27 protein-coding genes are annotated in these 25409 nt (G+C 72.5%); 11 read left to right on the top strand and 16 right to left on the bottom strand.

The annotated features are described in order from the left end of the window. Positions 1 to 11: 11 nt before the first annotated feature. Both EDF40_RS10315 and EDF40_RS10310 read right to left on the bottom strand, forming a co-directional pair. Positions 12 to 314: a DUF427 domain-containing protein gene (locus tag EDF40_RS10315; RefSeq protein ID WP_111083501.1), complete on the bottom strand. Its 303-nt coding sequence runs from the start codon at positions 312 to 314 to the stop codon at positions 12 to 14. Positions 315 to 381: 67 nt separating this feature from the next. Further along, a complete protein-coding gene (locus EDF40_RS10310; protein ID WP_260212651.1) occupies positions 382 to 987 on the bottom strand; it encodes a hypothetical protein in 606 nt (201 codons plus the stop codon). 97 nt (positions 988 to 1084) lie between these two features. Here EDF40_RS10310 and EDF40_RS10305 point away from each other — a divergent pair, with 97 nt between their 5' ends. After that, positions 1085 to 1717: a GNAT family N-acetyltransferase gene (locus tag EDF40_RS10305; RefSeq protein WP_123339447.1), complete on the top strand. Its 633-nt coding sequence runs from the start codon at positions 1085 to 1087 to the stop codon at positions 1715 to 1717. Between the two features lie 3 nt (positions 1718 to 1720). Here the strand turns inward: EDF40_RS10305 and EDF40_RS10300 are convergent, their stop codons facing one another. Beyond that, positions 1721 to 2488: a carbonic anhydrase gene (locus EDF40_RS10300; protein WP_148053820.1), complete on the bottom strand. Its 768-nt coding sequence runs from the start codon at positions 2486 to 2488 to the stop codon at positions 1721 to 1723. 74 nt (positions 2489 to 2562) lie between these two features. On the opposite strand from EDF40_RS10300, the gene EDF40_RS10295 reads away from it, so the two are divergent. The 3 genes from EDF40_RS10295 to EDF40_RS10285 all read left to right on the top strand — a co-directional run bounded on the left by EDF40_RS10295 (position 2563) and on the right by EDF40_RS10285 (position 4119). After that, positions 2563 to 3045, top strand: a complete 483-nt coding sequence (locus EDF40_RS10295; protein ID WP_123339445.1) for a hypothetical protein — start codon at positions 2563 to 2565, stop codon at positions 3043 to 3045. 131 nt (positions 3046 to 3176) lie between these two features. Next, entirely contained in the window at positions 3177 to 3749 is a 573-nt protein-coding gene (locus tag EDF40_RS10290; RefSeq protein WP_123339557.1) for a DUF1684 domain-containing protein, read from the top strand. 10 nt (positions 3750 to 3759) lie between these two features. Continuing rightward, positions 3760 to 4119, top strand: a complete 360-nt coding sequence (locus EDF40_RS10285; RefSeq protein WP_165901018.1) for a GntR family transcriptional regulator — start codon at positions 3760 to 3762, stop codon at positions 4117 to 4119. 111 nt (positions 4120 to 4230) lie between these two features. Here EDF40_RS10285 and EDF40_RS10280 read toward each other — a convergent pair whose 3' ends face one another. Then, entirely contained in the window at positions 4231 to 5064 is an 834-nt protein-coding gene (locus EDF40_RS10280; RefSeq protein WP_123339444.1) for an endo alpha-1,4 polygalactosaminidase, read from the bottom strand. Positions 5065 to 5352: 288 nt separating this feature from the next. Here EDF40_RS10280 and EDF40_RS10275 point away from each other — a divergent pair, with 288 nt between their 5' ends. Together EDF40_RS10275 and EDF40_RS10270 are read left to right on the top strand one after the other, a co-directional pair. Continuing rightward, complete coding sequence (locus EDF40_RS10275; protein ID WP_123293088.1) at positions 5353 to 6960, top strand: DEAD/DEAH box helicase; 1608 nt, start codon at positions 5353 to 5355, stop codon at positions 6958 to 6960. Positions 6961 to 7104: 144 nt separating this feature from the next. Continuing rightward, positions 7105 to 7314 (top strand): CsbD family protein, encoded by a 210-nt coding sequence (locus tag EDF40_RS10270; RefSeq protein WP_111083508.1) that lies wholly within the window; start codon positions 7105 to 7107, stop codon positions 7312 to 7314. Positions 7315 to 7416: 102 nt separating this feature from the next. Here the strand turns inward: EDF40_RS10270 and EDF40_RS10265 are convergent, their stop codons facing one another. Continuing rightward, entirely contained in the window at positions 7417 to 7959 is a 543-nt protein-coding gene (locus EDF40_RS10265; protein WP_111083509.1) for an NUDIX hydrolase family protein, read from the bottom strand. Positions 7960 to 8103: 144 nt separating this feature from the next. On the opposite strand from EDF40_RS10265, the gene EDF40_RS10260 reads away from it, so the two are divergent. Next, entirely contained in the window at positions 8104 to 8649 is a 546-nt protein-coding gene (locus EDF40_RS10260) for an alpha/beta hydrolase (RefSeq protein ID WP_123339556.1), read from the top strand. Between the two features lie 168 nt (positions 8650 to 8817). Here EDF40_RS10260 and EDF40_RS10255 read toward each other — a convergent pair whose 3' ends face one another. Beyond that, positions 8818 to 9474: a PadR family transcriptional regulator gene (locus tag EDF40_RS10255; RefSeq protein WP_111083510.1), complete on the bottom strand. Its 657-nt coding sequence runs from the start codon at positions 9472 to 9474 to the stop codon at positions 8818 to 8820. A gap of 162 nt (positions 9475 to 9636) precedes the next feature. On the opposite strand from EDF40_RS10255, the gene EDF40_RS10250 reads away from it, so the two are divergent. Then, complete coding sequence (locus EDF40_RS10250) at positions 9637 to 14424, top strand: DEAD/DEAH box helicase (RefSeq protein WP_123339443.1); 4788 nt, start codon at positions 9637 to 9639, stop codon at positions 14422 to 14424. Then, on the top strand, positions 14417 to 15196 hold the full coding sequence (locus EDF40_RS10245; RefSeq protein WP_123339442.1) for an Fpg/Nei family DNA glycosylase: 780 nt from the start codon (positions 14417 to 14419) through the stop codon (positions 15194 to 15196). Before EDF40_RS10250 ends, EDF40_RS10245 begins: the two co-directional genes overlap by 8 nt. Before the next feature lie 37 nt (positions 15197 to 15233). Here EDF40_RS10245 and EDF40_RS10240 read toward each other — a convergent pair whose 3' ends face one another. After that, on the bottom strand, positions 15234 to 16160 hold the full coding sequence (locus tag EDF40_RS10240) for a LysR family transcriptional regulator ArgP (RefSeq protein WP_123339441.1): 927 nt from the start codon (positions 16158 to 16160) through the stop codon (positions 15234 to 15236). A 70-nt stretch (positions 16161 to 16230) separates the two neighbouring features. Here EDF40_RS10240 and EDF40_RS10235 point away from each other — a divergent pair, with 70 nt between their 5' ends. Beyond that, positions 16231 to 16950 carry a LysE/ArgO family amino acid transporter gene (locus EDF40_RS10235; protein ID WP_185040727.1) on the top strand — a complete coding sequence of 240 codons (720 nt, stop codon included), beginning with the start codon at positions 16231 to 16233 and terminating at the stop codon, positions 16948 to 16950. Between the two features lie 14 nt (positions 16951 to 16964). Here EDF40_RS10235 and EDF40_RS10230 read toward each other — a convergent pair whose 3' ends face one another. The 7 genes from EDF40_RS10230 to EDF40_RS10200 form a co-directional block, all read right to left on the bottom strand. Beyond that, positions 16965 to 18440 carry an amino acid permease gene (locus EDF40_RS10230; RefSeq protein WP_123339439.1) on the bottom strand — a complete coding sequence of 492 codons (1476 nt, stop codon included), beginning with the start codon at positions 18438 to 18440 and terminating at the stop codon, positions 16965 to 16967. Positions 18441 to 18582: 142 nt separating this feature from the next. Continuing rightward, a complete protein-coding gene (locus tag EDF40_RS10225; protein ID WP_123339438.1) occupies positions 18583 to 19455 on the bottom strand; it encodes a hypothetical protein in 873 nt (290 codons plus the stop codon). A 68-nt stretch (positions 19456 to 19523) separates the two neighbouring features. Further along, a complete protein-coding gene (locus EDF40_RS10220; protein WP_185002957.1) occupies positions 19524 to 20345 on the bottom strand; it encodes an alpha/beta fold hydrolase in 822 nt (273 codons plus the stop codon). 146 nt (positions 20346 to 20491) lie between these two features. After that, a complete protein-coding gene (locus EDF40_RS10215) occupies positions 20492 to 20752 on the bottom strand; it encodes a type II toxin-antitoxin system RelE/ParE family toxin (RefSeq protein ID WP_123293075.1) in 261 nt (86 codons plus the stop codon). After that, positions 20749 to 21009, bottom strand: coding sequence for a type II toxin-antitoxin system Phd/YefM family antitoxin (locus EDF40_RS10210; protein ID WP_123339436.1), 261 nt, complete (start codon positions 21007 to 21009; stop codon positions 20749 to 20751). The genes EDF40_RS10215 and EDF40_RS10210 overlap by 4 nt, the downstream gene beginning before the upstream one ends. 28 nt (positions 21010 to 21037) lie before the next feature. Next, positions 21038 to 21550, bottom strand: coding sequence for a methylated-DNA--[protein]-cysteine S-methyltransferase (locus tag EDF40_RS10205; protein ID WP_111083519.1), 513 nt, complete (start codon positions 21548 to 21550; stop codon positions 21038 to 21040). Then, complete coding sequence (locus tag EDF40_RS10200) at positions 21547 to 23145, bottom strand: AlkA N-terminal domain-containing protein (RefSeq protein WP_260212650.1); 1599 nt, start codon at positions 23143 to 23145, stop codon at positions 21547 to 21549. Before EDF40_RS10200 ends, EDF40_RS10205 begins: the two co-directional genes overlap by 4 nt. A 343-nt stretch (positions 23146 to 23488) precedes the next feature. Here EDF40_RS10200 and EDF40_RS10195 point away from each other — a divergent pair, with 343 nt between their 5' ends. After that, positions 23489 to 24025: a molybdenum cofactor biosysynthesis protein gene (locus EDF40_RS10195; RefSeq protein ID WP_123339555.1), complete on the top strand. Its 537-nt coding sequence runs from the start codon at positions 23489 to 23491 to the stop codon at positions 24023 to 24025. A gap of 66 nt (positions 24026 to 24091) precedes the next feature. On the opposite strand, the gene EDF40_RS10190 is transcribed toward EDF40_RS10195, so the two are convergent. Next, a complete protein-coding gene (locus tag EDF40_RS10190) occupies positions 24092 to 24634 on the bottom strand; it encodes a type 1 glutamine amidotransferase domain-containing protein (protein ID WP_111083520.1) in 543 nt (180 codons plus the stop codon). Between the two features lie 115 nt (positions 24635 to 24749). After that, positions 24750 to 25403 (bottom strand): HAD-IA family hydrolase, encoded by a 654-nt coding sequence (locus EDF40_RS10185; protein ID WP_123339435.1) that lies wholly within the window; start codon positions 25401 to 25403, stop codon positions 24750 to 24752. Positions 25404 to 25409 lie beyond the last annotated feature (6 nt).

Genomic DNA, 25409 nt, shown 5'->3' with positions numbered 1-25409 from the left:
GACGTCGGTCGTCACTCGACGACCGTGACGTCCTTCCAGAACGCGACGTAGCCCGAGTAGTCCTTGCCGACGCGGTCGAACGACGACGGGATCGGCGTCGGGTAGGACCACGCGCGGTCCTGCAGCGCCTGTCCGTCGACGTTCACCGTGAAGTACTGGGTGTCGCCCTTCCACGGGCAGTGGTACTGGGTGGGGCTCTCGGTGAACAGCTCGGACTTCACGCTCGACGGCGGGAAGTACCAGTTGCCCTCGATCTTGATGAGGTCCTCTTCCGGGGCCTCCGCGATCACCGTGTCGCCGACGACTGCCTTCATGCGTTGCTCCTTCGCTCGCTGGTGCCGGACGGCCTGGACGGCGCTCCGGTCCCTGTCCGCCCGAACGCTACGCCCGGCCCCGCGATTCCCGCAGGACGACCAGTTCCGGTCCGACGGCGAGCGCCGCGTGCACCGGCTCGCGACCGAGGACGGCCGCGCTCTCGGACGCCGTGACCAGGTGCTTCACCGCGCGCCGGAGCCCGCTGTACGCCGCGCAGGCCGCAGCAGCCTCCGGTGAGGTGTGGTCGATCCCGACCGCGGCGAGCGCATCGACGACGGCGCCGGCGGCGAGCAGGTCCTCGACGGCGAAGTCGGGTGCGTCGGGCACGTCGACGGTCTCGCCCGCGGCCTCGGCCGCGTCGTCCAGCGCTCCGGCATGGTGCAGCCCGGCGGCCACGACCGCGACGACGCACCGGTCGCCACGATCGGCCTGGAGGCCCGTCACCCGTTCCGCGATCGCACTCGCGTTGCCGAGGTGGCCGAGCACGACCTCCGGACCGTCCGGCAGCTGGCCGGTCGCGTTCCGCAGCGCGCGGCGCTGCGCCGCCGCGTCCGGCGGGCTCGGCAGGACGTCCACCCAGACGACGAGGTGTGCGCCGTGGGCGATGCGTGCCGCCCCACCGGTGCCCCACGCGAACCGGACCTGGTACTGCTCCTGGGTGCGTTCTGCCACGTCCGTCACGATAGCCGCCCGGACGATGCTGTCCCTCTCCACAGGGTGGCCGTCCCGACAGGCTCCACCATGGTCGACGACCGTAGGATGCACTTCCATGGAGATCGCCCCCGCGCCCACCCTGACCGGCGACCGTGTGACGCTCGAGCCCCTCGCGCAGGAGCACGCGGAAGACCTGCGGGCAGCGGTGACGGACGGCGATCTGTGGCGCACCTGGTACACCTCGGTCCCTGCGCCGGCCCAGGTCGAGGACGAGATCGACCGGCGCCTCGCCGAGCACGAGGCCGGCCGCATGGTGCCCTTCGCGGTGCGGGACCGTCCGACCGGCCGCGTGGTGGGTTCGACGACCTTCATGAACATCGACGCGGGCAACCGACACGTCGAGATCGGCAGCACCTTCCTGGCCAAGTCGGCGCAGCGATCGGGCATCAACACCGAGGCGAAGCTGCTGATGCTCTCCCATGCGTTCGAGGCCTGGCAGTGCATCGCGGTGGAGTTCCGCACGCACTGGCACAACCACCAGTCCCGCGCCGCGATCGCCGGCCTGGGCGCGAAGCAGGACGGCGTGCTGCGGAACCACTCGATCGGTCGCGACGGCACGCTCCGCGACACGGTGGTGTTCTCGATCATCGCCTCGGAGTGGCCGGCGGTCCGGCTGTCCCTGGCCGAGCGGCTCCGGCGGCACGACCGCGCCGAGGGGTCGCGCCGCCGGTCCGCCCGGCACGCCTGACCGTCAGAGCGTGTGACGGACCGTCCGGTCACCGAGCGGCTGGACCGGACGCGCGTTCTCGACGTGCGCTGCCTCGAGGTCGGCGAGCTGGTCGGCGCCGAGCTCGATCGGGTCCTCGAGCACGATCCACCGCACCCCCTCGGTGCAGGGCGGCGTGGTGAGCGAGCCCTCGTAGGTCGCGAAGGAGCGCGACGCGGGCAGCATCGCCTCGACGTCCACCGTGCTCTCGCGACCCGCCCCTGCCGTCGCACCGGCGAGGTAGCTCTCGTAGGCGGGGTTGTGCGCGCCCCGCTCGGCGAGGACCCCGAGGACGGTCAGGGCGCCGCGGTCGTCGGCGTGCACGAAGTGGAACTCCGCGTCGGCCGGGTCGCCGTCGACGGTGTGCTCCGACCCCGCGTGGAAGTGCAGCTGCACCAGGTCGAGGTCCGCGCCGGCGATGGTCGTCGAGGCACCGTCGCCGGCGGTGAACTGCACGGTGTGCCCGTTGTCCGCCGTCAGACCCCGGACAGCACCCGAGCCCACGAGGTCGAGGTCGGCGCCACCGCGGGCGGCCGGGAGATCGATCGGGGACTGCTGGGCGCCGGTTCCGCACGTGCCGTACTCGTCGGTGAGACCACCCCAGTGCTGCGGGGCGCCTGCTCCCTCGTACGACCACGACGTGCCGGCGTCGTGCGCGTCGGCCTCGGGAGGCGTTCCGGCCGCGCAGCCGGCGAGGACGAGGAGGACGGCTGGGGCGGCGAGCAGGGGCAGGCGGGGGTGAGTGGATCGCATGCTGTACACACTCACATACTCGTATTTCACATTTGCCGTGAGTGGTCGACGGCCGCGAGCGTAGGGTCCTGGGCATGCACGTCGGTATCCGGATCGTCCTCGATGCGCCGGTCGACGCCGTGCGCGATGCCCTGCTGTCCCCGTCCGTGATGGTCGCGGTGACGAAGCCGTTCCTGGTGTACCGCTCGCGCAGCCCCGAGGGGTTCCCCGAGCGGTGGGAACCGGGGCACCCGCACCCGATCACCGCGCGTGCGTTCGGCCTGGTGCCGAGCGGCGACACGCACGTCGACCTCGACCTGTACGAGATCGACGGCGTCCCCGTGCAGCGTGACAACGGCGGCGGCACGAGCGGGCTGTTCGGCCGCATGACGATGCGCCACCGGATGGCGGTCGTGCCGGCTCCCGGCGACCGGACGCTGCTCATCGACCGCCTGACCTACCGGATGCGGCCGTGGCCCCTCGGCGCGGTGCTGTGGCCGGGGATGTGGGTCATCTGGCAGTGGCGGGCGTACCGGATGCGTGCGCTCGCGCCCGCCTGGCGGACGGATGCCGCCTGACCGAGGCGAGTCGGGCCTCCCGTCCACCGCGGAGCGGGCGTAGCCTCGACCACGTGAGCCAGACGCGCCCCCAGGAGCCGACGACCGACGACCGTGTCCGCAGCACGCTGGCGACCGTGGACTGGCGGCGCATGACGTTCGACCTGTACCGCCGTGTCCGCGCGACGCCTGATCCCCAGACGGCGCACGCACTGTGGCGGGAGACCCGCGACGCGATGTTCGCGGAGCACCCCGCGTCGCCGCTCCTGGACGAGGACGCCCGCGACTTCGAGTCGCTGCCCGTGCCGGACTACGACCCCGCCTGGCGGTTCCAGGTGCGCATCGAACCGGCCGAGCCCGCCGAGTTCGACTACGAGACCGGCACCGACGGCACCGTGCACTTCGACCGCCTCGGCGTCGTGACGGTCCCGGGCGTCGGCACGCTCGACGTCTGGTCGCACGGCGGCTACGGGGGCGGGCTGTTCGTCCCCGTGAAGGACTCCAGTGCCGGCAAGGCCCGCGGCACGTACGGCGGCGGACGCTACCTGCTCGACACGATCAAGGGCTCGGACCTGGGCGGCGACGACGCCGACTCGCTCGTGCTGGACTTCAACTTCGCGTACAACCCGTCGTGCGCGTACGACCCGGCGTGGGCGTGCCCGCTCGCGCCTCCCGGCAACACCGTGCCGGTGCCGATCCCGGTCGGCGAGCAGTACGACTTCTAGGGTGGAACGCATGGCAGGACTGGTCGCACTCGACGCCGGCGGACGCGTGCCGCCCTTCGAGCAGGTCCGCTCGCAGATCGCGGCGCAGATCGGCGCGGGGTACCTCGTCGACGGCGAACGGCTGCCGAGCGTGCGGGGGTTGGCCGACGAGCTCGGGCTGGCGGCTGGCACGGTCGCGAAGGCCTACCAGCTGCTCGAGGAGGCCGGGCTCGTGCACACCGCGCGTGGTGCCGGCACCCGGGTGGTGCGGCCGGCCGAGGTGCCGGACGCCGTGGCCGATGCGGCCCGCGCGCTGGCTGCCGCTGCCCGCGCGGCGGGACTGTCGGCCGACCAGGCGGCCACCGCGCTCAAGGACGCCTGGCCCGCGTAGCGCGGGGCTTCGGGGCGTAGCTGGTGCTTCCGGGCGTACCTGGTCGGAAGTTCCGGCCCGGTACGCCCGATTCCACTTTCCATCGCGGCCGTTCTGGGAAGGAACCCGCGCTCAGCAGTGCTCGAAGACGTAGGCGTCGTCGGTCGGTGTCACCAGGTCGCGGTCGCGCAGGATCGTCATCGCGGGCCGGTCCTCCAGCCCGCACACCGATGCCCACGAGCGCTCGAGGGTGTCCGCGTACTCGATGTCGATGACCCGCTTGCCGTAGGCCTTCGTGTACGCCGAGCACTCCTGGTACTGCACGCACTCCTCGGCGACGACGAAGTCGAACCCGGTCTGCTTCCGGCCGGAGGCCCCGAGCTGCGGCGTGTTCTTCTGCCCGACGGCCAGACCGTGGCGGTGCCCGGTGTCGACGAGTGACTTCGCCAGCGCCAGGTTGCCGGCGCGCGTCAGACGCTTCCCGCTCCGGGTCCACGAGTCGAAGTTGTCGAACTCGACCGCGTCGAACCCGCGGTCGCCGCAGCGGGCGATGGACTTCGCGAGCACCTTCGTGATGAGCGCGCGCTTCGCGGCCGTCCGGGTGTCGAGGAGCATCTCGTCCGGCCAGCCCGGGTCGGACACCGGCTTGCCGGCCCGGTCGCGCAGGATCGCCGACGGGTAGGACTTCGTCCACGTGCCGGCGGACTCGGGCTGGGTCTGGAACCCGTTGACGTAGCAGATGTCGTACTTGCCCTTCGCGGGCTTCGCGGTGCTGTCCCGCTCGACGATCGTCACACCGGACGGCGGCGTGTAGGAGCCGCCGAGCTGGTAGTCCGGGCGCCCCGAGGTCGGCAGGTTGCGGTAGCTCGCCGCAGCGCTGGTCGGAGCAGCCTCGGCACAGCCAGCGGTGCCGAGCACGGCCACCAGGGCCATCGCGGTGGTGATCAGGACGGTTCGGGTGCGCACCCGGGAATCCTCGCATGCGCACGGCGAACGGACCGGTCCTGGGTTCTGCGGGGTCCACACGCTATGCTGGTGGTACTCGAGACGCCGATCGTCTCGTGCGTCGTACGGACGCCCCGAACTCCCGACCACGTTCCACTGATCCTCTGGTCGATGATCGAGCACCTCCCGAAGGTGCCCAGGCTTCTCTGCTGCGGCGACTGCGCCAGCCACCTCTGTTGGCGCGCATCCCGCCCGCGCGCTGCCTCAGAGCGCGCCCACAGCCGGTCTCATCCGGCTCGAAAGGTCACCATGACCACCAATGACCTCCGTTTCTCCGACCTGGGCGTCCCCGCGCCGATGGTCGCCGTCCTCGCCGACCAGGGCAAGGAGACCGCGTTCCCGATCCAGGAGGACACGCTCCCCGACTCCCTGCAGGGCAAGGACGTCCTCGGCCGTGGCCGCACCGGCTCCGGCAAGACGATCGCCTTCGCGATCCCGCTCGTCGCCCGTCTCGCCGCCAGTGGCCGCAAGCGCCGCGCCGGCCGCCCCCGTGCCCTGGTGCTCGCCCCCACCCGTGAGCTCGCGACCCAGATCGACGTCGCGCTCGCCCCGCTCGCCAAGGCCATGGGCCTGAACACCACGACCATCTTCGGTGGCGTCGGACAGGGCCGTCAGGTCGACGCCCTGCGCGGCGGCGTGGACGTCGTCGTGGCCTGCCCGGGTCGCCTCGCCGACCTCATGCAGCAGGGCCACGTCAACCTCGGTGACATCGAGGTGACCGTCCTCGACGAGGCCGACCACATGGCCGACATGGGCTTCCTGCCCGGCGTGACCAAGATCATGCAGGCGACGCCCGAGCAGGGGCAGCGTCTGCTGTTCTCCGCCACGCTCGACAACGGCGTGGACAAGCTCGTCAAGAAGTTCCTGCACAACCCGGTGATGCACTCCGTCGACGAGGCGAACAGCCCCGTCGAGGCGATGACCCACCACCTGTTCGAGGTCGCCGACGCCGACGCGAAGAAGCACCTCGTGAGCACCCTCGCCTCGGGCAACGGTCGCCGCATCCTCTTCATGCGCACCAAGCACCACGCCAAGCGCCTCGCCAAGCAGCTCAGCAGCCAGGGGATCCCGGCCGTCGACCTGCAGGGCAACCTGTCGCAGGGCGCCCGTGAGCGGAACCTGGCGAAGTTCTCGTCCGGCGAGGCCCTCGTCCTCGTCGCCACCGACGTCGCCGCCCGTGGTGTGCACGTCGACAACGTCGAGCTCGTCGTGCACGTCGACCCGCCCACCGAGCACAAGGCGTACCTGCACCGCTCGGGCCGTACCGCCCGTGCCGGTTCGTCCGGTGACGTCGTCACGGTGACGATGCCCGCCGAGCGTCGCGACGTCGCGCAGATGATGCGCGCCGCAGCCATCAAGGTCACCCCGCAGCAGGTCACCGCGACCTCCCCGGCGGTCACCACGCTCGTCGGCGAGATCGCCCCGATCCGCCACGTCGCCGAGGACCAGCCCGCACAGCAGCAGCGTCAGCCGAAGCAGCGTTCCGCCGATTCCGCCGGTGACCGTGGTCGCCGTGGTCGCGGTGGCCGTCCGGGAGGCTCGGGTCAGCCCGCGCGCTCCGGCTCGGCTTCCGAGTCCGCCGGTTCGGCCGGGGGCCGTCAGGGCCGTCCGGCTCGCGGCGCACGTTCCGAGGGCACCGGGCGCTCCGCCGCCGCGGGAGCGGGCTCGACGGGTGGTCGCCGTACCGGCGGCAGCCGTCGTGCCGGCAGCGACACCGTGCGCGGTGGGTCCTCTGCGGTCTGGTCCTCGGACGGTGGCTACGCAGCGGGCCGTGGAGCCGGCCAGGAGTCGGGCGGGGGCCGTCGTGGCTCGTCGCGCCGTGCCTCCCGTCCGGCCGGCGCTGCCGACCGCCACTGATCTGTCGAACCGGCCCGCGCTGACCAGCGGGGGACAACCTTGGGGGCGCCTGCGAGGCGGACGCCCCCAAGGGCGTAGTTTCTCCTTCACCGGATGCCGCGCAAGCGGCTGACGGGGAAACGTCCGCTGTTGGAAGGAGTGCCTATGGCTGGGATCGAAGACATCAAGAACGCCGCTGAGAAGGCGGCAGGCAAGGTCAAGGAGGCCGTCGGGAACGCGACGGACAACGACCACCTCAAGGCTGAGGGCAAGACCGATCAGGTCAAGGCCGACACCAAGCAGGCGGGTACGAACGTCAAGGACGCCGCTTCCGGCGTCGCAGACAGCCTCAAGAGCGACCGCGACACGAAGTAACAAGCCGGTCCAGTACCGCGCTGCGAAGCCCCCGGATCCGATCGGATCCGGGGGCTTCGTCGTGTGCGGGTGCTCCGTTGTGCTCGGGGACCGAGCCGGTCGCTACATGAGCGCGCCGACCGACGCGAGGCCCGCGCGCAGCAGGGCACCGCGGCCACCCTCCATGTCGTCGGCGACGCCGTCGGACGCGGCTTCCATCGGGGTCATCCAGGTGAGCTCGAGGGCGTCCTGCCGAGGCTCGCACGTGCCGGTGACCGGGACGACGTAGGCCAGCGAGATCGCGTGCTGCCGCTCGTCGGTGTACACCGAGGCGCCGGGCAGCGGGAAGTACTCGGCCACGGTGAACGGCGTCGGGCTCGACGGCAGCTGCGGGAACGCCATCGGGCCGAGGTCCTTCTCGAGGTGGCGGAAGAGCGCCGTGCGGATGGACTCGCCGAACATCACGCGACCGGACACCAGGGTGCGGACGATCGAGCCGCTCGGGGCCACACGCAGGAGCACCCCGACCTCGGTCACGACGCCGAGCCCGTCGGTGCGGACGGGGATCGCCTCGACGTAGCAGATGGGGAGTCGACGACGCGCGTTGGCGAGTTCCTCGTCGGACAGCCAGCCGGAGTCGGGGTCGGGGGTTTGCAACGAGGCCATGCACCGTGTCTACCAGGGACGGCGTCGAGTTCGGCGGAAGGCGCGGGACTTGGGGATGGTTAGCGTTGTCCACATGATCGATGCAGACCTGGTGCAGTGGACCCGTCGGCGGAAGAACGCGCAGGGACACCGCTGCTCGTGACCATGCACGGGGTGGGGTCGAACGAACGCGACCTGCTCGGACTCGCCCCCGCGCTGCCGGCGGCCTGGACGATGGCATCGCTGCGGGCGCCGATGCCGTGGGGCCAGGGGTTCAGCTGGTACCCGCTCGGGACGCCGGGCTCCCCCGCGCTCGAGCCCGTCGACGCCGCGGTCGCCGAGGTGCTCGCGTGGGTCGACTCCGTCGCCGCCGACCACCCGCGGATCGGGCTGCTCGGGTTCTCGCAGGGCGGGTCGATGGCGCTGCAGCTGCTGCGGGCCCGACCGGCTGCGTTCGCCTTCGCGGTGTCGCTGTCCGGGTTCGTCGTGCCGGGGGCGACGGACTCGCGTGACGAGGCCGTCGCCGCCGTCCGGCCGCGGGTGTTCCTCGGGCACGGCGATCTCGACCCGGTGATCCCGGCGGAGGCCACCGCGCGGACGCAGGCGTGGGCGGCGGCGAACACCACCGTGACGGACCGGGCGTACGAGGGCCTGCCGCACGCGGTGTCGGCAGCGGAGCTGTCGGACGTCGCGGCGTTCATCGGGACGTAGGCGCGGGCGCGCAGCGCGCTTGGTGAGCGGCGCGGGACGCGCTTGGTGAGCAGAAATGGTCGGGTCCGACGTGCGGACTCGACCATTTCTGCTCACGATGCGCGGGGGTCAGCCCCGGCGACGACGGACGGGAGGCACGGTGCGGGCTGGCACCGTGCCTCCTGTCCGTCAGTCGGCGAGGATCTGCAGGAGGTCCTTGCGGAGCTGGTCGACCTTGGCGGTGGCGGCCTTGGCCTGGTCCTCCGTCGCGGTCGTCCGGTACATCTGCAGGACGCCCATGGTCTTCCGGAGCGCCTCGAAGAACTCGCGCTGCGCGTCCGGGATCCCTGGAGCCGCGTCGAGTGCCGCTGCGATCTCGTCGGCCTTCGCCTCGGCCTCGGCCTTGCCGGCGTCGGTGAGCTCGAAGAGCGTCTTGCGGCCGTCGCCCGACGAGACCACGAGGTCTTCGTCGACGAGCTGCTGGAGCGTCGGGTAGACCGAGCCGGGGCTCGGCTTCCAGGCGCCGCCGGTGCGCTCGGCGATGGTCTTGATCACGGCGTAGCCGTTCTGCGGCCCCTCGGCCAGCAGGCCGAGGATCGCGAGGCGGACGTCACCGCGGCGGCGGCGTTCGCGACCGAAGCCGGGTCCGCCGAAGCCACCGAAGCCGGGGCCGAAGCCCATGCCCGGCCCGAAGCCCGGGCCGAAGCCACGGCCACCTCGGCCGCCGTGCTCGTGGTCACCGCGGTCGCGGCCGGGGAAGCCAGCGCCGTGGTGCTGCCGCGCGCCGCCGAAACGGGGGCCGCGCGGGTGGTGGTTGCTGTCGTTGTCGTTGTGCATGGGGCGCATGATGCGTCCTTCCTTGTTGCTGAGTCGGCTCGCGACCGGTCTGACTGGTTTCGTCTTCGTCGTATCGCGATGTGTTTACGATAGATCGCTAACTATCGTCTTGTCAAGGGGTACTCCCCGCTCGGGCTGCTGTCGGTGGTGACGGGCAGGATGGGACGGACCATGACGGACGTCTTCGAGCGCTTCTCCCCCGCGACCGCGGAGTGGTTCCGTGGTGCGTTCGACGCCCCCACCCCCGCACAGGCGGGCGCGTGGGACGCCATCTCGACGGGGCAGCACGCACTCGTCATCGCGCCGACGGGTTCCGGCAAGACCCTGGCCTCGTTCCTGTGGTCGATCGACCGGCTCATCAGCGCGACCGACCGGCCCCCGGCCAAGCAGCGCACGCGGGTCCTGTACGTCTCGCCGCTCAAGGCCCTCGGCGTCGACGTCGAGCGGAACCTGCGCAGCCCGCTCGTCGGCATCACGCAGACGGCCCGACGGCTCGGCACCGAACCACCCGAGGTCACCGTCGGGGTGCGCAGTGGCGACACCCCGTCGTCGGACCGGCAGAAGCTGCTCCGCCAGCCGCCGGACATCCTCATCACCACGCCCGAGTCCCTGTACCTCATGCTCACCTCGCAGGCGCGCGAGACCCTGGTGAACGTCGACACCGTCATCGTCGACGAGGTGCACGCCGTCGCCTCGACCAAGCGCGGGGCGCACCTGGCCGTCTCGCTCGAACGGCTCGACGACCTGCTCGACAAGCCGGTGCAGCGCATCGGGCTGTCCGCCACGGTCCGGCCGCCGGAAGAGGTCGCGCGGTTCCTCGGGGGTCGGGCGCCGGTGACGATCATCGCGCCGCCGGCGCAGAAGACCTTCGACCTGCGCGTCGTCGTGCCGGTCGACGACATGGCCGAGCTCGGTGCTCCGCCGGTCGGTGCGGACGCGTCCGACGCGCCCGCGAACGGCTCGATCTGGCCGCACGTCGAAGAGCGTGTGGTCGACCTCATCGAGGAGCACCGGTCGACGATCGTGTTCGCGAACTCGCGGCGACTGGCCGAGCGACTCACCGCGCGGCTGAACGAGATCCACGAAGAGCGCGTCCTCGCTGCGGCGGCTCCGGCCGAGGCGGCCGACGCGCTGGTCCCGGCGGGTGTCTCGCCGGCCGACGACGGCCTGCCGGTGGCGCGGGGTCGCCCGCAGTCGCCCGCGCGGACCTCGGCGCACGCGGTCGCACCCCAGGGCACGAAGCGGCCGCCGGCGCAGATGATCGGCGCGTCCGGGCAGACCGGTGGCGGCGGCTCCGACACCGCAGTGCCCGTGCTCGCCCGAGCCCACCACGGCTCGGTGTCGAAGGACCAGCGCGCGATCATCGAGGACGACCTGAAGTCCGGTCGGCTGCGGTGCGTGGTCGCGACGAGTTCGCTCGAGCTCGGGATCGACATGGGCGAGGTCGACCTCGTCGTCCAGGTCGAGGCGCCGCCCTCGGTCGCGAGCGGCCTGCAGCGCGTCGGGCGTGCCGGGCACCAGGTGGGCGAGATCTCCCGCGGGGTGCTGTTCCCGAAGCACCGCGCCGACCTCGTCAACAGTGCGGTCACGGTGGAACGGATGGTCTCGGGGCAGATCGAGTCGATCTCGGTGCCGGCGAACCCCCTCGACGTCCTGGCGCAGCACACCGTCGCTGCCGGGGCGATCGACACCGTCGACGTCGAGCACTGGTTCGACCTCGTCCGACGCAGCGCCCCGTTCAGCGGGCTGCCCCGGTCGGCGTTCGACGCCACGCTCGACCTGGTGACGGGGCGGTACCCGAGCGACGAGTTCGCCGAGCTCCGCCCGCGCCTGGTGTGGGACCGCGTGCACGGCACCCTGACCGGACGACCCGGGGCCCAGCGGCTCGCGGTGACGAGCGGCGGCACGATCCCGGACCGCGGCATGTTCGGCGTGTTCATGGTCGGCGAGAAGGCCTCCCGCGTCGGTGAGCTCGACGAGGAGATGGTCTACGAGTCCCGCGTCGGGGACGTCTTCGCCCTCGGAGCCACGAGCTGGCGGATCGAGGAGATCACCCACGACCGGGTCATCGTGAGCCCGGCCTTCGGACAGCCCGGTCGGGTGCCGTTCTGGAAGGGCGACGGCATCGGCCGCCCCGCCGAACTCGGTCGCGCGACGGGGGCGTTCGTGCGCGAGGTCGAAGGCGCCTCGGACGACGACGCCCGCGCCCGGGTCGCCGCCGGCGGCCTCGACGAGCGTGCCGTCACGAACCTGCTGACCTTCCTGCGCGACCAGCGCGCGGCCACCGGCCACGTGCCGAACGACACCACGCTCGTGGTCGAGCGCTTCCGCGACGAACTCGGCGACTGGCGGCTCATCCTGCACTCGCCGTACGGCATGCAGGTGCACGCGCCGTGGGCCCTGGCGGTCGCGGCACGGCTGCGTGAACGCCACGGCATCGACGGCGACGCGATGGCCGCCGACGACGGCATCGTGGTGCGCATCCCCGAGACCGACGCCGAGCCGCCGGGCGCCGACCTGTTCGTGTTCGAGCGCGACGACCTCGAGGCACTCGTCACGGACGAGGTCGGTGGCTCGGCGCTGTTCGCCGCGCGGTTCCGCGAGTGTGCGGCGCGCGCCCTGCTGCTGCCCCGTCGGAACCCCGGGCAGCGATCGCCCCTGTGGCAGCAGCGGCAACGGGCCTCGCAGCTGCTCGAGGTGGCCCGGAAGTACCCGTCGTTCCCGATCGTGCTCGAGACCGTGCGCGAAGTGCTGCAGGACGTCTACGACGTGCCCGCCCTGCTCGGCATCGCCGACGAGATCGCCGGCCGCCGCATCCGCCTGGTCGAGACCGAGACCGAGACGCCGTCCCCCTTCGCCCGCTCGATCCTGTTCGGGTACGTGGCCGCGTTCATGTACGAGGGCGACTCCCCGCTCGCCGAGCGTCGGGCGGCCGCGCTGTCGCTCGACTCGACGCTGCTCGGCGAACTGCTCGGCCGCGCCGAACTGCGGGAGCTGCTCGACCCGGCGGTCATCGCCTCGGTCGAACAGGACCTGCAGCGACTGTCGCCGGACCGCCGCGCCCGCGACGCCGAGGGGCTCGTCGACGTCCTGCGGTTGGTGGGGGCGCTCGACCTGTCCGAGGCCGTCGACCGGAGCTGGCTCGCAGGGGCCCCGGACCGCGAGGCGGCCGACGCCGAGGTCCAGGCGATCCTCACCGCGCTCGAACGGGACCGCCGCGTCCTGTCGTTCTCGCACGCCGGGTCCACCCGCTGGGCCGTCATCGAGGACGCCTCGCGCCTGCGGGACGCCCTCGGGGTCCCGCTGCCGATCGGCGTGCCGACCGCGTTCGTCGAACCCGTCGCCGACCCGCTCGGTGACCTGGTCGGCCGGTACGCCCGGTCGCACGGGCCGTTCTCGGCGCAGGAGGCCGCGGGTCGCCTCGGCCTCGGGATCGCCGTCGTGCAGGACACCCTGCGCCGCCTGGTCGCCGACCGACGTGTGGTCGAGGGCGAGTTCCGCCCGGATCGGCAGGGCGCCGAGTGGTGCGACGCCGAGGTCCTGCGCCGGATCCGCACGAAGTCCCTCGCCGCGCTCCGCCACGAGGTCGAGCCGGTGTCGCCGGACACGCTCGCGCGCTTCCTGCCCGCCTGGCAGCACGTGCAGACCCCCGGCACCCGCGGCGGTCTGCGCGGGGTCGACGGGGTCCTGCAGGTGATCGACCAGCTCGCCGGCGTCGCCCTGCCCGCCAGCGTCTGGGAGACCCTGGTGCTGCCCGCGCGGGTGACCGACTACTCCACGAACATGCTCGACGAGCTCACCGCCACCGGCGAGGTCCTGTGGTCCGGCGGTGGGACCCTGCCCGGCAACGACGGGTGGGTGCGCCTGCACCTGGCCGAGACGGCGTCGACGACGCTCGCCGAGCCCTCCGGTGACGAGACCACCGAGCTGCAGCGCGACGTGCTCGGTGCCCTCGCCGGCGGCGGCGCGTACTTCTTCCGGCAGCTCGGGCAGGCCGTCGGCAGCACCGACGACCCGGCCCTGACGACGGCGCTGTGGGACCTCGTCTGGGCCGGGCAGATCACGAACGACACGTTCGCTCCGCTCCGCTCGATGCTCGGCGGCAAGGCGAAGAGCAGCAGCGCCCCGCGGGCCCGCGCCTACCGTGGGCGCCGCCGTCCGACGATGCCGACGCAGTCCGGCCCGCCGTCCGTCGGTGGCCGCTGGTCCCTGCTCCCCCTGGCCGAGTCCGACTCGACCGTGCGGGCCGCCGCGACCGCCGAGCAGCTGCTCGAGCGCTACGGAGTCGTCACCCGCGGGGCCGTCCAGGTCGAGGGGGTCCGAGGTGGGTTCGCGGGCGTGTACCGGGTGCTCGCGCGGTTCGAGGAGTCCGGGCGGGCGCGCCGCGGCTACTTCATCGAGGGCCTCGGCGCCGCACAGTTCGCCACGGGTCCGACCATCGACCGGCTGCGGACCTACGCCCGTGACCTCGACGACGACGAACGCGTCGACCCGGACCGGAAGCGCGAGGCACTGACCCTGGCCGCGACCGACCCCGCGAACCCGTACGGGGCGTCGCTGCCCTGGCCGTCCGACGACCGCGCGGCAGCCGATGCGGGCGACACGAGCGCCGACGTCGCTGCGGTCGCTGCGGCTGCGCAGAAGGCCCCGGCACCGGCCACCACCACCGGCGCGCGCGGCCACCGGCCCGGGCGCAAGGCCGGAGCGCTCGTCACCATCGTCGACGGCCGGCTCGCGGTGTACGTCGAGCGGGGCGGGAAGTCGGTGCTGACCTTCACCGACGATCCCGCCGACCTGGCCGTCGCAGCCACGTCCATCGCGGGCATCGTGCGCACCGGACTGCGGAAGCTCGCGGTCGAGCGCGTCGACGGCGAGTTCGTGCTCGGTACCCCGCTCGGCACCGCGCTGGGCGACGCCGGGTTCACCGCCACCCCGCAGGGACTCCGGCTCCGTGCCTGAGGGCGACACCGTCTACCGGGCAGCCCACCGGCTGCACACGGCGCTCGCGGGCAAGATCCTGACCCGGAGCGACTTCCGGGTGCCCGCGTTCGCGACCGTCGACCTGGTCGGCCGCACCGTGGACGAGGTCGTGCCCCGTGGCAAGCACCTGCTGCACCGGATCGGGGACCTGACCGTGCACTCCCACCTGAAGATGGAGGGGCGGTGGGACGTCTACGCGCCCGGTGAGCGCTGGCGACGCCCGGCGCACCAGGCACGCGCGATCTTCGACACCGAGGACGTCTCGACCGTCGGGTTCACGCTCGGGGTGCTCGAGGTGATCCCCCGCGACCAGGAGTCCGAGGTCGTCGGACACCTCGGCCCGGACCTGCTCGGGCCCGACTGGGACCCCGACCTGGCACTCGAGAACCTGATGCGGGATCCTGCACGTCCGGTCGGACTGGCGCTGCTCGACCAGCGGGTGCTCGCCGGGCTCGGCAACGTCTACCGCAACGAACTCTGCTTCCTGCGCGGGGTCCTGCCGACCCGCCCGGTGGCCGAGGTGCACGACGCCGGCCGGACGATCTCCCTGGCGAGCCGGCTCATCCTGGCGAACCGCGACCGCAGCCACCGGGTGACGACGGGGATCGACCGCCCGGGGCGTCGGTTCTGGGTCTACGGACGCGCGGGCAAGCCGTGCCTGCGGTGCGGCACCCGGATCCGGCGAGGAGACCTCGGCGACTCGGAGCTCACCCTGCGGGACACCTACTGGTGCCCGCGCTGCCAGACCTGAGCCGCGGGCGCAGCGACGAGCACCGGCACGTGCCTGCTCACCGGGTGACGGGGTGCAGGCGCTCGGCGGCGGTCGATCGCACCGCGTCCGTGACCCGCTCGAGCAGCGGTGACGCCAGGTTCCACCGTTGCCACCACAGGGCGACGTCGGCCCGGCGGGTCGGGGTGAGCTCGAGCAGCTCGCCCCGCGCCAGGGCATCGAGGCACTGCGCCTCGGGCAGCATCCCCCACCCGAAGCCGAGCGAGACCGCCCGTGCGAAGTCGGCCGAGGTCGGGACGAAGTGGCGGGGACCGGAGGGCGCGTGGCCGAGCACCCGGCGGAGGTAGCCCTGCTGCAGGTCGTCGTCGCGGTCGTAGTCGACGAGCGGCACCCGGTCGAGGCGGCTCAGCATCCGCCGCTCGGTGTCGGCGTCGGACAGGTAGCGGTCGACGAACGCCGGCGACGCCACCGCCCGGTACCGGTCGATGCCGAGCGGTACCGACGAGCAGCCCTGCACGGGATCCGCCTCGGCCGTCACGGCACCCATCACCGTGCCGGCGCGCAGCAGCTCGGCGGTGCGGTCCTGGTCCTCGCGGTGCAGGTCGAAGACCACCTCGGTGTCGGCACGGACGAGTGCGAGCGCATCGAGGAACCACGTGCCGAGCGAGTCGGCGTTGACGGCGAGCGGGATCGACGGCACCGCGGACCCCGCACCGTCGGCATCGGTCTCGCCGAGTGCGCGAGCGGTCTCGTCGTCGAGCAACCGCACCTGGCGTGCATGCCGGAGCACGACCGCACCGTCGGCCGTCGGGGTGACCGGGGTCGTCCGTTGCAGCAGGACCCGGCCGACCTGCTGCTCCATCGACTTGATGCGCTGCGAGACCGCCGACGGGGTGATCGCCAGGGCCCGGGCGGCCGCGTCGAGGGTGCCGTGGTCGACGGCGGCCAACAGGGTCTCGAGGTGCTCGCGCTGGAACCGGACCATGCAGTGCAGCTTACGGTGCTGTAGGAACGTGAGCTGGTCTACAGACGAGGGTGCACCTAGCGTCGTGCACGTGACCGCACTCCTCCCCCTGCTCGCCGGCCTCGGCACCGGACTCGCCCTGATCGTCGCGATCGGTGTGCAGAACACCTACCTGCTCCGGCTGGCGGTCAGCTCGGGTCTGCGCGTGGTGACGGCGGCGGTCGTCGTGTGCGCGGTGTCGGACGCCGTGCTCATCGTCGCCGGGGTACTCGGCGTCGGGGCCGTGGTCGAGCGGTTCCCGGTGGCGCTCGTCGTCGTGCGGTTCGTCGGGGCCGCGTTCCTCGTGACCTACGGCGTGCTCGCCGCGCGACGGGCACTGCGGCCGTCGAGCGACGCCATTCGCGTGGCCGACGAGGCGGCGGACGACGGCGTGCCGGAGCCGGCCGCGGGCAGTGGACCCGAGCGCCCGGGGACGGTGGTGGCGGGGCGGACGCGCACCGCGCCTCCCGGCCAGGCGGTCACCATGCGCACGGCGGTGGTGACCATGCTCGTCTTCACGTGGGCGAACCCGCACGTGTACCTGGACACGCTGGTGTTCCTCGGGTCCGTCGCGAACGAGCAGGGCCCGGACGACCGCTGGCTGTGGACCGTCGGTGCCGTTGCGGCGAGCTGCCTGTGGTTCGGCGCGCTCGGGTTCGGCGGCCGACTGCTCCGGCCGCTGTTCGCGAAGCCGCTGACATGGCGGGTGTTCGACGGCCTGGTCGCCGTCGTGATGCTGGGCTTCGGCGCCCTGCTGGTCGTCGGCGCGTAGGGGGCCGGAGCCCGCTACTGCTGCCCCTTGCCCACCCGGCTGTTGCGGCGGCTGTAGCCGAAGTAGATCGCGAAGCCGATGACGAGCCAGACGACGAACCGCAGCCAGGTCTCGACCTCGAGGTTCAGCATCAGCCAGAAGCACAGCACGGCCGACAGGATCGGGATCACCGGCGACCACGGCACCCGGAACGAGCGCGGGGCGTCCGGGCGCGACTTGCGGAGCACGATGATGCCGATCGACACCAGCACGAAGGCCGACAGCGTGCCGATGTTGATCATGCCCTCGAGCTTGTCGACCGCGGTGAACCCGGCGAGCAGCGCGACGACGACGCCCGCGACGACCTGCACGCGCACCGGCGTCTGCGTCTTCGGGTTCGTCTTCGAGAACCAGCGCGGCAGCAGACCGTCACGGCTCATCGCGAAGACGATGCGGGACAGGCCGAGCAGCAGCACCATGACGACGGTCGTCAGACCGATCAGGGAGCCGATGGCGATGATGCCGGCAGCCCACGGCAACCCGACGATGTCGAAGGCCGAGGCCAGGGACGGCGCATCCTCTTCCGCCAGGCGCTGGTACGAGACCATGCCGGTGATGACGATGCTGACGCCGACGTAGAGCAGCGTCACGATGCCCAAGCCGATGAAGATGCCGCGGGGCAGCGTCTTCTGCGGGTTCTCGGTCTCCTCCGCGCTGGTCGCGACGACGTCGAAGCCGATGAACGCGAAGAACACGAGCGACGCCGCGGCGAGCAGCCCGAAGACGCCGTACTGCGCGGGCTCGGAGCCGGTGAACCAGGACACGAGCGACTGGGTCCAGACGCTGCCCTCCGCGCCCTTGGCGGGCTCCGACGGCGGGATGAACGGGGTGAAGTTCGCGGCCTTGACGAAGAACGCACCGGCGACGATGACGAACACCACGATGGCGACCTTGATGATCGTGATGACCGCCGAGACCCGCGACGACAGGCGGGTGCCGAAGGCGAGCAGCACCGTGAAGATGCCGACGATCAGGACCGGGCCCCAGGTGAACGGGATCGGGCCGAGCTGGATCGTGCTCGGCAGGGTGACGCCGAAGACGTCGAACGCGGTGCTGAGGTAGATGCCCCAGTACTTCGCGATGACGGCGCTGGCGGTGAGGGTCTCGAGGATGAGGTCCCAGCCGACGATCCAGGCGAGCAGCTCGCCCATCGTGGCGTACGTGAACGTGTAGGCCGAGCCGGCGACGGGGATCGTCGAGGCGAACTCGGCGTAGCACATGATCGCCAGGCCACACGTGACGGCGGCGAGCAGGAACGAGATGATGACGCCCGGCCCGGCGAAGTTCGCGGCGGCGTTCGCGCCGACCGAGAAGATGCCGGCGCCGACGGCGACCGCGATGCCCATCGCGGCGATGTCGAACGTCTTCAGGGAGCGTTTCAGGGACCGGCCCTGCTCCTCGGAGTCGGCCAGAGAGGCCTCGATCGACTTGATGCGGAGCTTCGTTGCCATGGGGTGGATCCCGTCATCGGCTGGGCGGCGGACCCCGTGACAGTACTGGTGTACCACCCCGACACGCAAACAGCGGAGCCGCTGGGCGCACGGGAACCGGGTTCCGTGGGCAGGGCGGGTCGACCGGGAGGCCCGGCTCGGCTCAGGCGGATCGGCGCCAGTCCGCCAGGAACCGCGCTCCGGCCTCGTCGTGGATCACCCCGTCGGGTGCGGTGAGCACCGGGTACGGCGTCGCCGGCACGCCGTCCGAGGGACGGACGTCGACGTGCGCGACCTCGTGGCCGTTCGCGTGCAGCCAGTCCGCCATCGCGTAGTCGCTGCGCGAGTCGCCCATCGTGCGCCAGGCCGTCGGCAGCGCGCCGTCCTGCGCCAGGAGCTCGAGCGACCGCTCGGCGCCCATGTCCTTGCCGCTGCGGTCGGACTCGACGTCGGTCGAGATGATCGTCGGGTCGATCCGCCACTGCACGGCGCCGTCGGCGTCGGGTCGGACGTCGTCGAGACGGCGCACGCCCAGGCCGCGACGCTCGAGGGCCGCCATCGCCTTCGCGTCGAACTCGGGCTGCCGAGCCAGGTACGTGGCGTTCGGCACCTCCACCCGCTGCTCGATCGACACCATGGCGCGCTTCGTCTCGTCGAAGAACACCAGGTCGGCGTACTCGGTGCGGACGAGCTCGCGCATCTCGTCGGCGTAGTCGCGCGGGAGCGCCAGGTCGTCGGCGACGGTGAGCTCACTCATGCCGCCCTCGTACTGCGGGCCGATCGAGCACCAGACGGCGCCCTTCTCGCAGACGGCGTGCACGCGGCCACCCTCGGCGAGACCACCGGCGAGCAGCGGACCGACCACCTCGCTCCGGATGAAGGCGTCGCTCCGGCCGGTGTTGAAGACGACGGGGATGCCCTCGGCGGCGAGGGCGACGAGGTCCTCGATGATGCTCGGGATCGCGATGGTGCGGGAGACCGGGCTGGCGATGGGCCCGTCGACGTCGAGCAGGAGACCGAGACGAGGTGCGTTCACGGCACCATCTTCGCAGGAGAGCTGAACTCCCCAGCACGAGCTGGGTTCACGGCACCATCCTCTCGCAGTCAGCTGCTCGGTGAGACGACCCGGACCAGGAACCCGTCGAGCACGGCGCCGATCGCGGCCGGGTCGGGCACGTGGCCCTGCCCGGGGACCTCGACGTAGTGCGAACCAGGCACGGCCTCGACGACCGCTCGAGCCGCCTGCCGCATCCACTCGTGGCCGTCGCTGCCCGCGGCGACGAGCACCGGGACACCGACCGCTGCTGCCACTCGCTCCGGGATCGCCAGGCCGTTGAGTACCCGCACGTCGCGGCTGAGCACGTGGGCGTCGACGACGAGCGACCGCCAGAGCGCACCCTTCAGCCGCAGCGCCGAGATCTGCCCCATCGGCACCCCCAGGACGTGCGCGAGGAACGCCCGGACCGCTTGGGCGCGACGGCCGGCGGCGACGTGCTCGTCGAGCAGGTCGGCGAAGACGACGTCGTCGGCGTGCGGGTCGACCGTCGCTCGGTACGGCGGCTCCCACAGCACGGCGGCCCCGAGCGGGACGCCGGCGGCGAGGCCCCGGAGGACCACCCCCGCGCCGACGCAGAGGCCGAGCGCGGCGACGGGTCCGTCCACGCTCGCGACGACGGCCGCGAGGTCCTCGACCTCGCGCTCGATCGTCCACGGGGTGGTGTCGCTGCTCGCACCGCGGCCCCGCCGGTCGTACGTGATGACCCGGTAGCGGTCCTGCAGCGCTTCGGTCAGGTGCTCGACGGTGGGGGTGCCGTGGTGGTCGAAGGCGCCACCGACCACGACGAGCGCCGGACCGGTCCCCGCGTCGGACACGGCGATCACCGTGCCGTCGGCGGAGACGACCGTGCGGTCGACGTGCTGGTCCATTGGGAGCCTTCCGAGGGTGGTTCGACGGCGCTGCGTCGGGTCCTCGGGAGGGACCGGGCGGGTCGGTCCTCGAAGCATGGCATCGGAGCGCTCCCACGTCACCACCCGCAACCAGGGGGAGACGATCGATCCGGGTCCGGCTCCGCTCAGCGGTCGCGGTAGATCGCTCGGCGGTGGCCGGCATCGACGACGATCACGATGAGTCGGCCGTCGTCGATCTCGTAGATCAGACGGTAGTCACCTGATCGCACCCGCCAACCGGGTCGGTTCACGAGCTTCCGAGCTGCCGGGGGCCGCGGGTGGTCGGCGAGGATCGCGAGGAGTCCCTCGATCCGCCGACGACCGTCGGGCGGGAGCTTGCGGATGACACGTTGCGCGGACGGGATGACCTCGACCGACCAGGTCATCCGAGTCCGAGTTCGCGCTTGAGATCGTCCCACTGCACGTTCTCGCCGCCGATGCGCTTGTTCTCCGCGATGGCAGCGTCGTACGCGACCAGGTCGTCGAGGTCCTCGGCCGCCTCGAGCAGGCGGTCCAGGACATCCGCGTCCACCACCGCCGCGACGCGCTTGTTGCGCCGGGTCAGGTAGACGGGTTCGTGCCGGGCGTCGTCGATGATCGACGACAGGCGGCCACGTGCTTCGGAGATCGACACTTCGCTCACCTGTACATTCTAGAGCGTTTTGTACAAATCAGACGAGCGCCGTGGTGCCGACCGATTCCCGTTCGAGCAACGATCGCTTGACGTCGAGCCCCCACGCGAAGCCCCCGAGCGTGCCGTCGGAACGCAGCACCCGGTGGCACGGCACGAACAGGGCGGGAGCGTTCCGTGCGCACACACTGGCGGCAGCCCGTACGGCGTCCGGACGGCCCATCGCCCCCGCGAACTCGGTGTAGGTCAGGGTCCCGCCGGCGGGGATGCGGCGGAGCTGCCGCCACCCCTCGGTGAACAGGTCGGTGCCGAACTGCCGCACCGGCACCTGCATGGCGTGCTCGACCTCGCCCGAGTAGAAGGCGTCCACGGCATCAGCGGCGGCGACCGTGCCGTCGACGATGCGACTGGGCCGGTACCGGTCGGCGAGCCGCCCGAGGATCCGGTCGACGGAGTCGGTCCAGCCCGAGGCGAGGACACGGCCCTCGGCGTCCTCGAGCACGGTGAAGGCCCCGTCGGGGGTGTCCAGGGTCTGGATGGTTGCGTCGGTCATCGTTCGTCCTTCCGAGGGTCGTTGTCTGCGTGCCGCGCACGGCCGGTGCCGTGCACCCGCGCACCGGCGGCCGTCGCGATCGCGCGGTCGATGATCGGTCGCCAGCAGTGCATCGTCAGGTAGCTCCGCCAGGGGGCCACCTGCTCCGACCATAGGGAGAGCTCGCGCGCCGTACCGGGCAGTCCGAGTTCCTGTGCACCGTTGCGCACCGCGAGGTCGCTGTGGAGGAACACGTCGGGGTGGTGCCGGACCCGGAGCGCCACGTAGTCGGCAGTCCACGGCCCGATGCCCTTCACCGCCAGCAACCGCTCGCGCAGTTCGTCGAGGGACTGTCCGCCGTCGACCACGAGCCACCCGTCGGCGAGCGCCGCGGCGACCCGCAGGATCGTGTCGACGCGGGCGGCCGGACCGCGCAGTACCTCGTGGCCGCGGGCGGCGATGACCTCGGCGGACGGGAACAGCAGGCCCTCCGGCAGGATCGCCGACGGCACGGCGGCACCGAGCGCCGCCACGAGCCGCGTCTGGGCCGTCCGGGCCGCGGCGACGGAGACCTGCTGCCCGATGAGGGTGCGGAACACGATCTCGTGCGCGTCGACGGCACCGGGCAGCCGCAGGCCGGGGACCCGCTGCACGGCCGCGGCCAGCTCGGGCACGGAGCCGAGCACCGCGTCGACGGCGACCGGGTCGGCGTCGAGGTCGAAGTACGACCGGACGCGGGCGACGAGCGTCGGCAGGTCGGACAGGTCGGTGACGCGCACCCGCAGGTCGATCCCGGTACCGCGACCGGCGGCCGTGGAACCGGCCGTCCCCACGACCGCGGCCGACGCGCTGAACCAGCCCGGGCCTCCCGGCAGGTCGAGCAGCCGCCCGTAGGAGGTGACCCGCCCGGATTCGTCGGTGTCCACCTGCTCCAGGCCCGGCAGGGCGTGCAGTGCGTGCCAGTCGAGGAGCCCCTGCGCGTCGAACGGCGGCCGCGCGGGCAGGTGCACGTGCAGCGCGCCGTCGGACGCGGGCCGGAGCGTCCGCCGGGCGCGCAGCTCGGACGGGGTGACGGCGAAGACCTCGCGGACGGTCTCGTTGAACTGGCGGACGCTCGCGAACCCGGCGGCGAAGGCGACATCCGCGATGGGCAGGTCCGACGACGTCAGCAGCGTGCGTGCCGTCTGGGCGCGGTGTGCGCGGCTGAGCGCCTTCGGGCCGGCACCGAGCTCGGCCGTCATGATGCGGTTGAGCTGGCGCTCGGAGTAGCCGACCCGTGCGGCGAGGCCCGGGACGCCGTCGCGCTCGACGACACCGTCGAGGACGAGGCGCATGGCGCGACCGGCGACGTCCTCGCGCAGGTCCCACTCGGGGCTGCCGGGGGTCGCTTCGGGCAGGCAGCGCTTGCAGGCGCGGAAGCCCGCCAGGTGCGCTGCGGCGCTCGTGCGGTAGAAGGTGACGCCGGCCTCGCGGGGCGTGCGTGCCGGGCAGCTCGGTCGGCAGTAGATGCCGGTGGAGTGCACGGCGGTGACGAACTGGCCGTCGAAGCGTGCGTCGCGCGAGGCGACGACGCGGTAGCGCTCGGCGTGCAGCTGGTCGGTTCCGGAGGTGGTCACGAGCCCAGCCTGACACGCACCACCGACCGCGACTGGCGGAAATCGGACGCCGCGGCGGGGCCCGGGCGGCGGTCCGGCGGCGGGCGGGCGGCCGTCGGGCGGCGGTCGGCGGCCCCGAGGTTCCGAAATCTCGGCATGTCGGCGCTCGATGTGCTCGCCCGTGGAACCTCGGCGCCACACCGACGGCGTGTTGTGGAACCTCGGCGCAGCGGCACCGACGACGGCACGGCATCGACCGGGAGGCCCGGCTAGCGTTGGGCGGGTGACCTCCGGAGACGATGTGGCCGGGTCTGACCACCGGGTCGGCTCCGACGAGCTCGCCGGCCTCGCCGACTGCGCCGACCTGCCGTTCCGGACCGACGTCGACATCGCGCTGCTGCTCGTGTCGCGCCGCCACCGCTACGAGGGCAGGCCGGCCGACGGTGCCCTGCCGGTCCGGTCGGACGACCCGGACGAGCGGCGCGACCGCATCGAGCTGCGCGCGGGACTCGGCATCGTCGGCGACCGCTACTTCGCGGCACGGGCGCACGTCCACGCCTCGGTGACCGTCATCGGGCTCGAGGGCCTCGAGGAGGTCGGACGATCACTCGGCGTGCCGGTCGACCCCGTGGCGACCCGGCGGAACGTGTTCCTGCGGGGCGCCGACGTCGAAGCACTCCGGGGCGAGCCGTTCTCGCTGCAGAGCCCCGGCAGCGGTGCCGTGCTGTTCCGCGGGTACCGGCCGGCGAACCCGTGCGCCTGGATGGACCACGAGGTGGCGCCGGGGGCGTTCCGGGCGATGCGTGGACGGGGCGGGGTGCGGTGCGACCCCGGGTCCGACGGCGTGCTGACCCTCGGACCCGCGGTGCTCCGGACGATCCGCCCCGTCGCGCTGGGCTGACGGCGGCGCCGTCAGCCCAGCGCCATCAGCGACAGCGACAGCGCCGTCAGCGGCAGCGCACCGCGCTCACGCGGTCAGCGCGCTCTCGATCGCGTCGACGAAGGCTGGCAGGTCGTCGGGGTTCCGCGAGGTGATGATGCCGCCGTCGACCTGGACCTCCTGGTCGACCCACTCGGCGCCGGCGTTCCGGACGTCGGTCTGCAGCGACGGGAACGAGGTGATCGTCCGTCCGCGCAGCACACCGGCCTCGATGAGGGTCCACGGGCCGTGGCAGATCGCCGCGACGGGCTTGTTCGCCTCGACGAAGGCCGTCACCAGGGAGACCGCCGAGTTGTCCTGTCGCAGGGTGTCGGCGTTGATGGTGCCGCCGGGGACCACGAGTGCGTCGTACCCGGTCACGTTGACACCGGCGATGGTGGTGTCGGGGTCGAGGGACTTGCCGGGGTCCTTGTCGCCGACCAGGGTCGCGATCGAACCGGAGTCCTGCGCCGCCACGGTCACCGTCGCGCCGCGCTCGCGGAGCTGGTCGACGGGCACGACGATCTCGTCCTGCTCCACGCCGTAGTTCGTCGCGATGACGAGGACCTTCTTGCCGTCCAGGGTTGCCATGGTCGCTCCTTCCGCGGCACGGTGGTTCCGGCCGCACGTGCGGCCCGGTGGTTCCGGCCGCACAGCCGAGGGTCGTCGGGGAGCGCTGGGCGTGCCCGCAGGACGCAGCGGGTCCTCAGCCGCGGATGCGGAAAGCGGACCCTTCGGGCTCGACGGTGATGCCGTCGTACCCCGACACCCGGTAGAGCCCGGCGGTGACGCCCGACTCGTGCGGGCCGACGACGACCGTGGTCGCTCCCGAGGCGATGGCCGACTCGAGACCGGCGGGGGCGTCCTCGAACGCCACGCAGTCCGTGGCTTCGACACCGAGCAGCGCAGCACCGCGCAGGTACCCGTCGGGGTGCGGCTTGCCGTGCTCGACGTCCTCGGACGGCACGAACGCCGTCGGCATGGTCAGGCCCGCTGCTGCCATCCGGCCGGCGGCCAGGTCGCGCGGTGCACTCGTCACGAGGGCCACCGGGACCCCCGCGTCGAGGAGCCGGTCGACGAAGGCGGCGGCGCCGGGGATCTCGAAGATGCCCTCGCTGCTCGCACTCTCCTCGGCGACCAGGGCGGCGGCGATGCGGAGCTGCTCGTCGCGGTCCAGATCGGGAAGGAAGTGCTGGATCGTGCTGATCGCCTGACGCCCGTGCGAGAAGGCCAGGATCTCGGCGGGCTCGATGCCGCGGTCCTGACCGAAGCGGGTCCAGGTGGCCTCGACCACCGCGGTCGAGTCGACGAGCGTCCCGTCCATGTCGAAGAGGACCCCGGACGCCACGATGTCGATCACGCGCCC

Origin of the sequence: Curtobacterium sp. PhB170 (assembly GCF_003752345.1) — a bacterium.
GTDB lineage: Bacteria > Actinomycetota > Actinomycetes > Actinomycetales > Microbacteriaceae > Curtobacterium.
The sequence above is the reverse complement of the archived record's forward strand: the minus strand, read 5'-3'. Positions and strand labels throughout refer to the sequence as shown.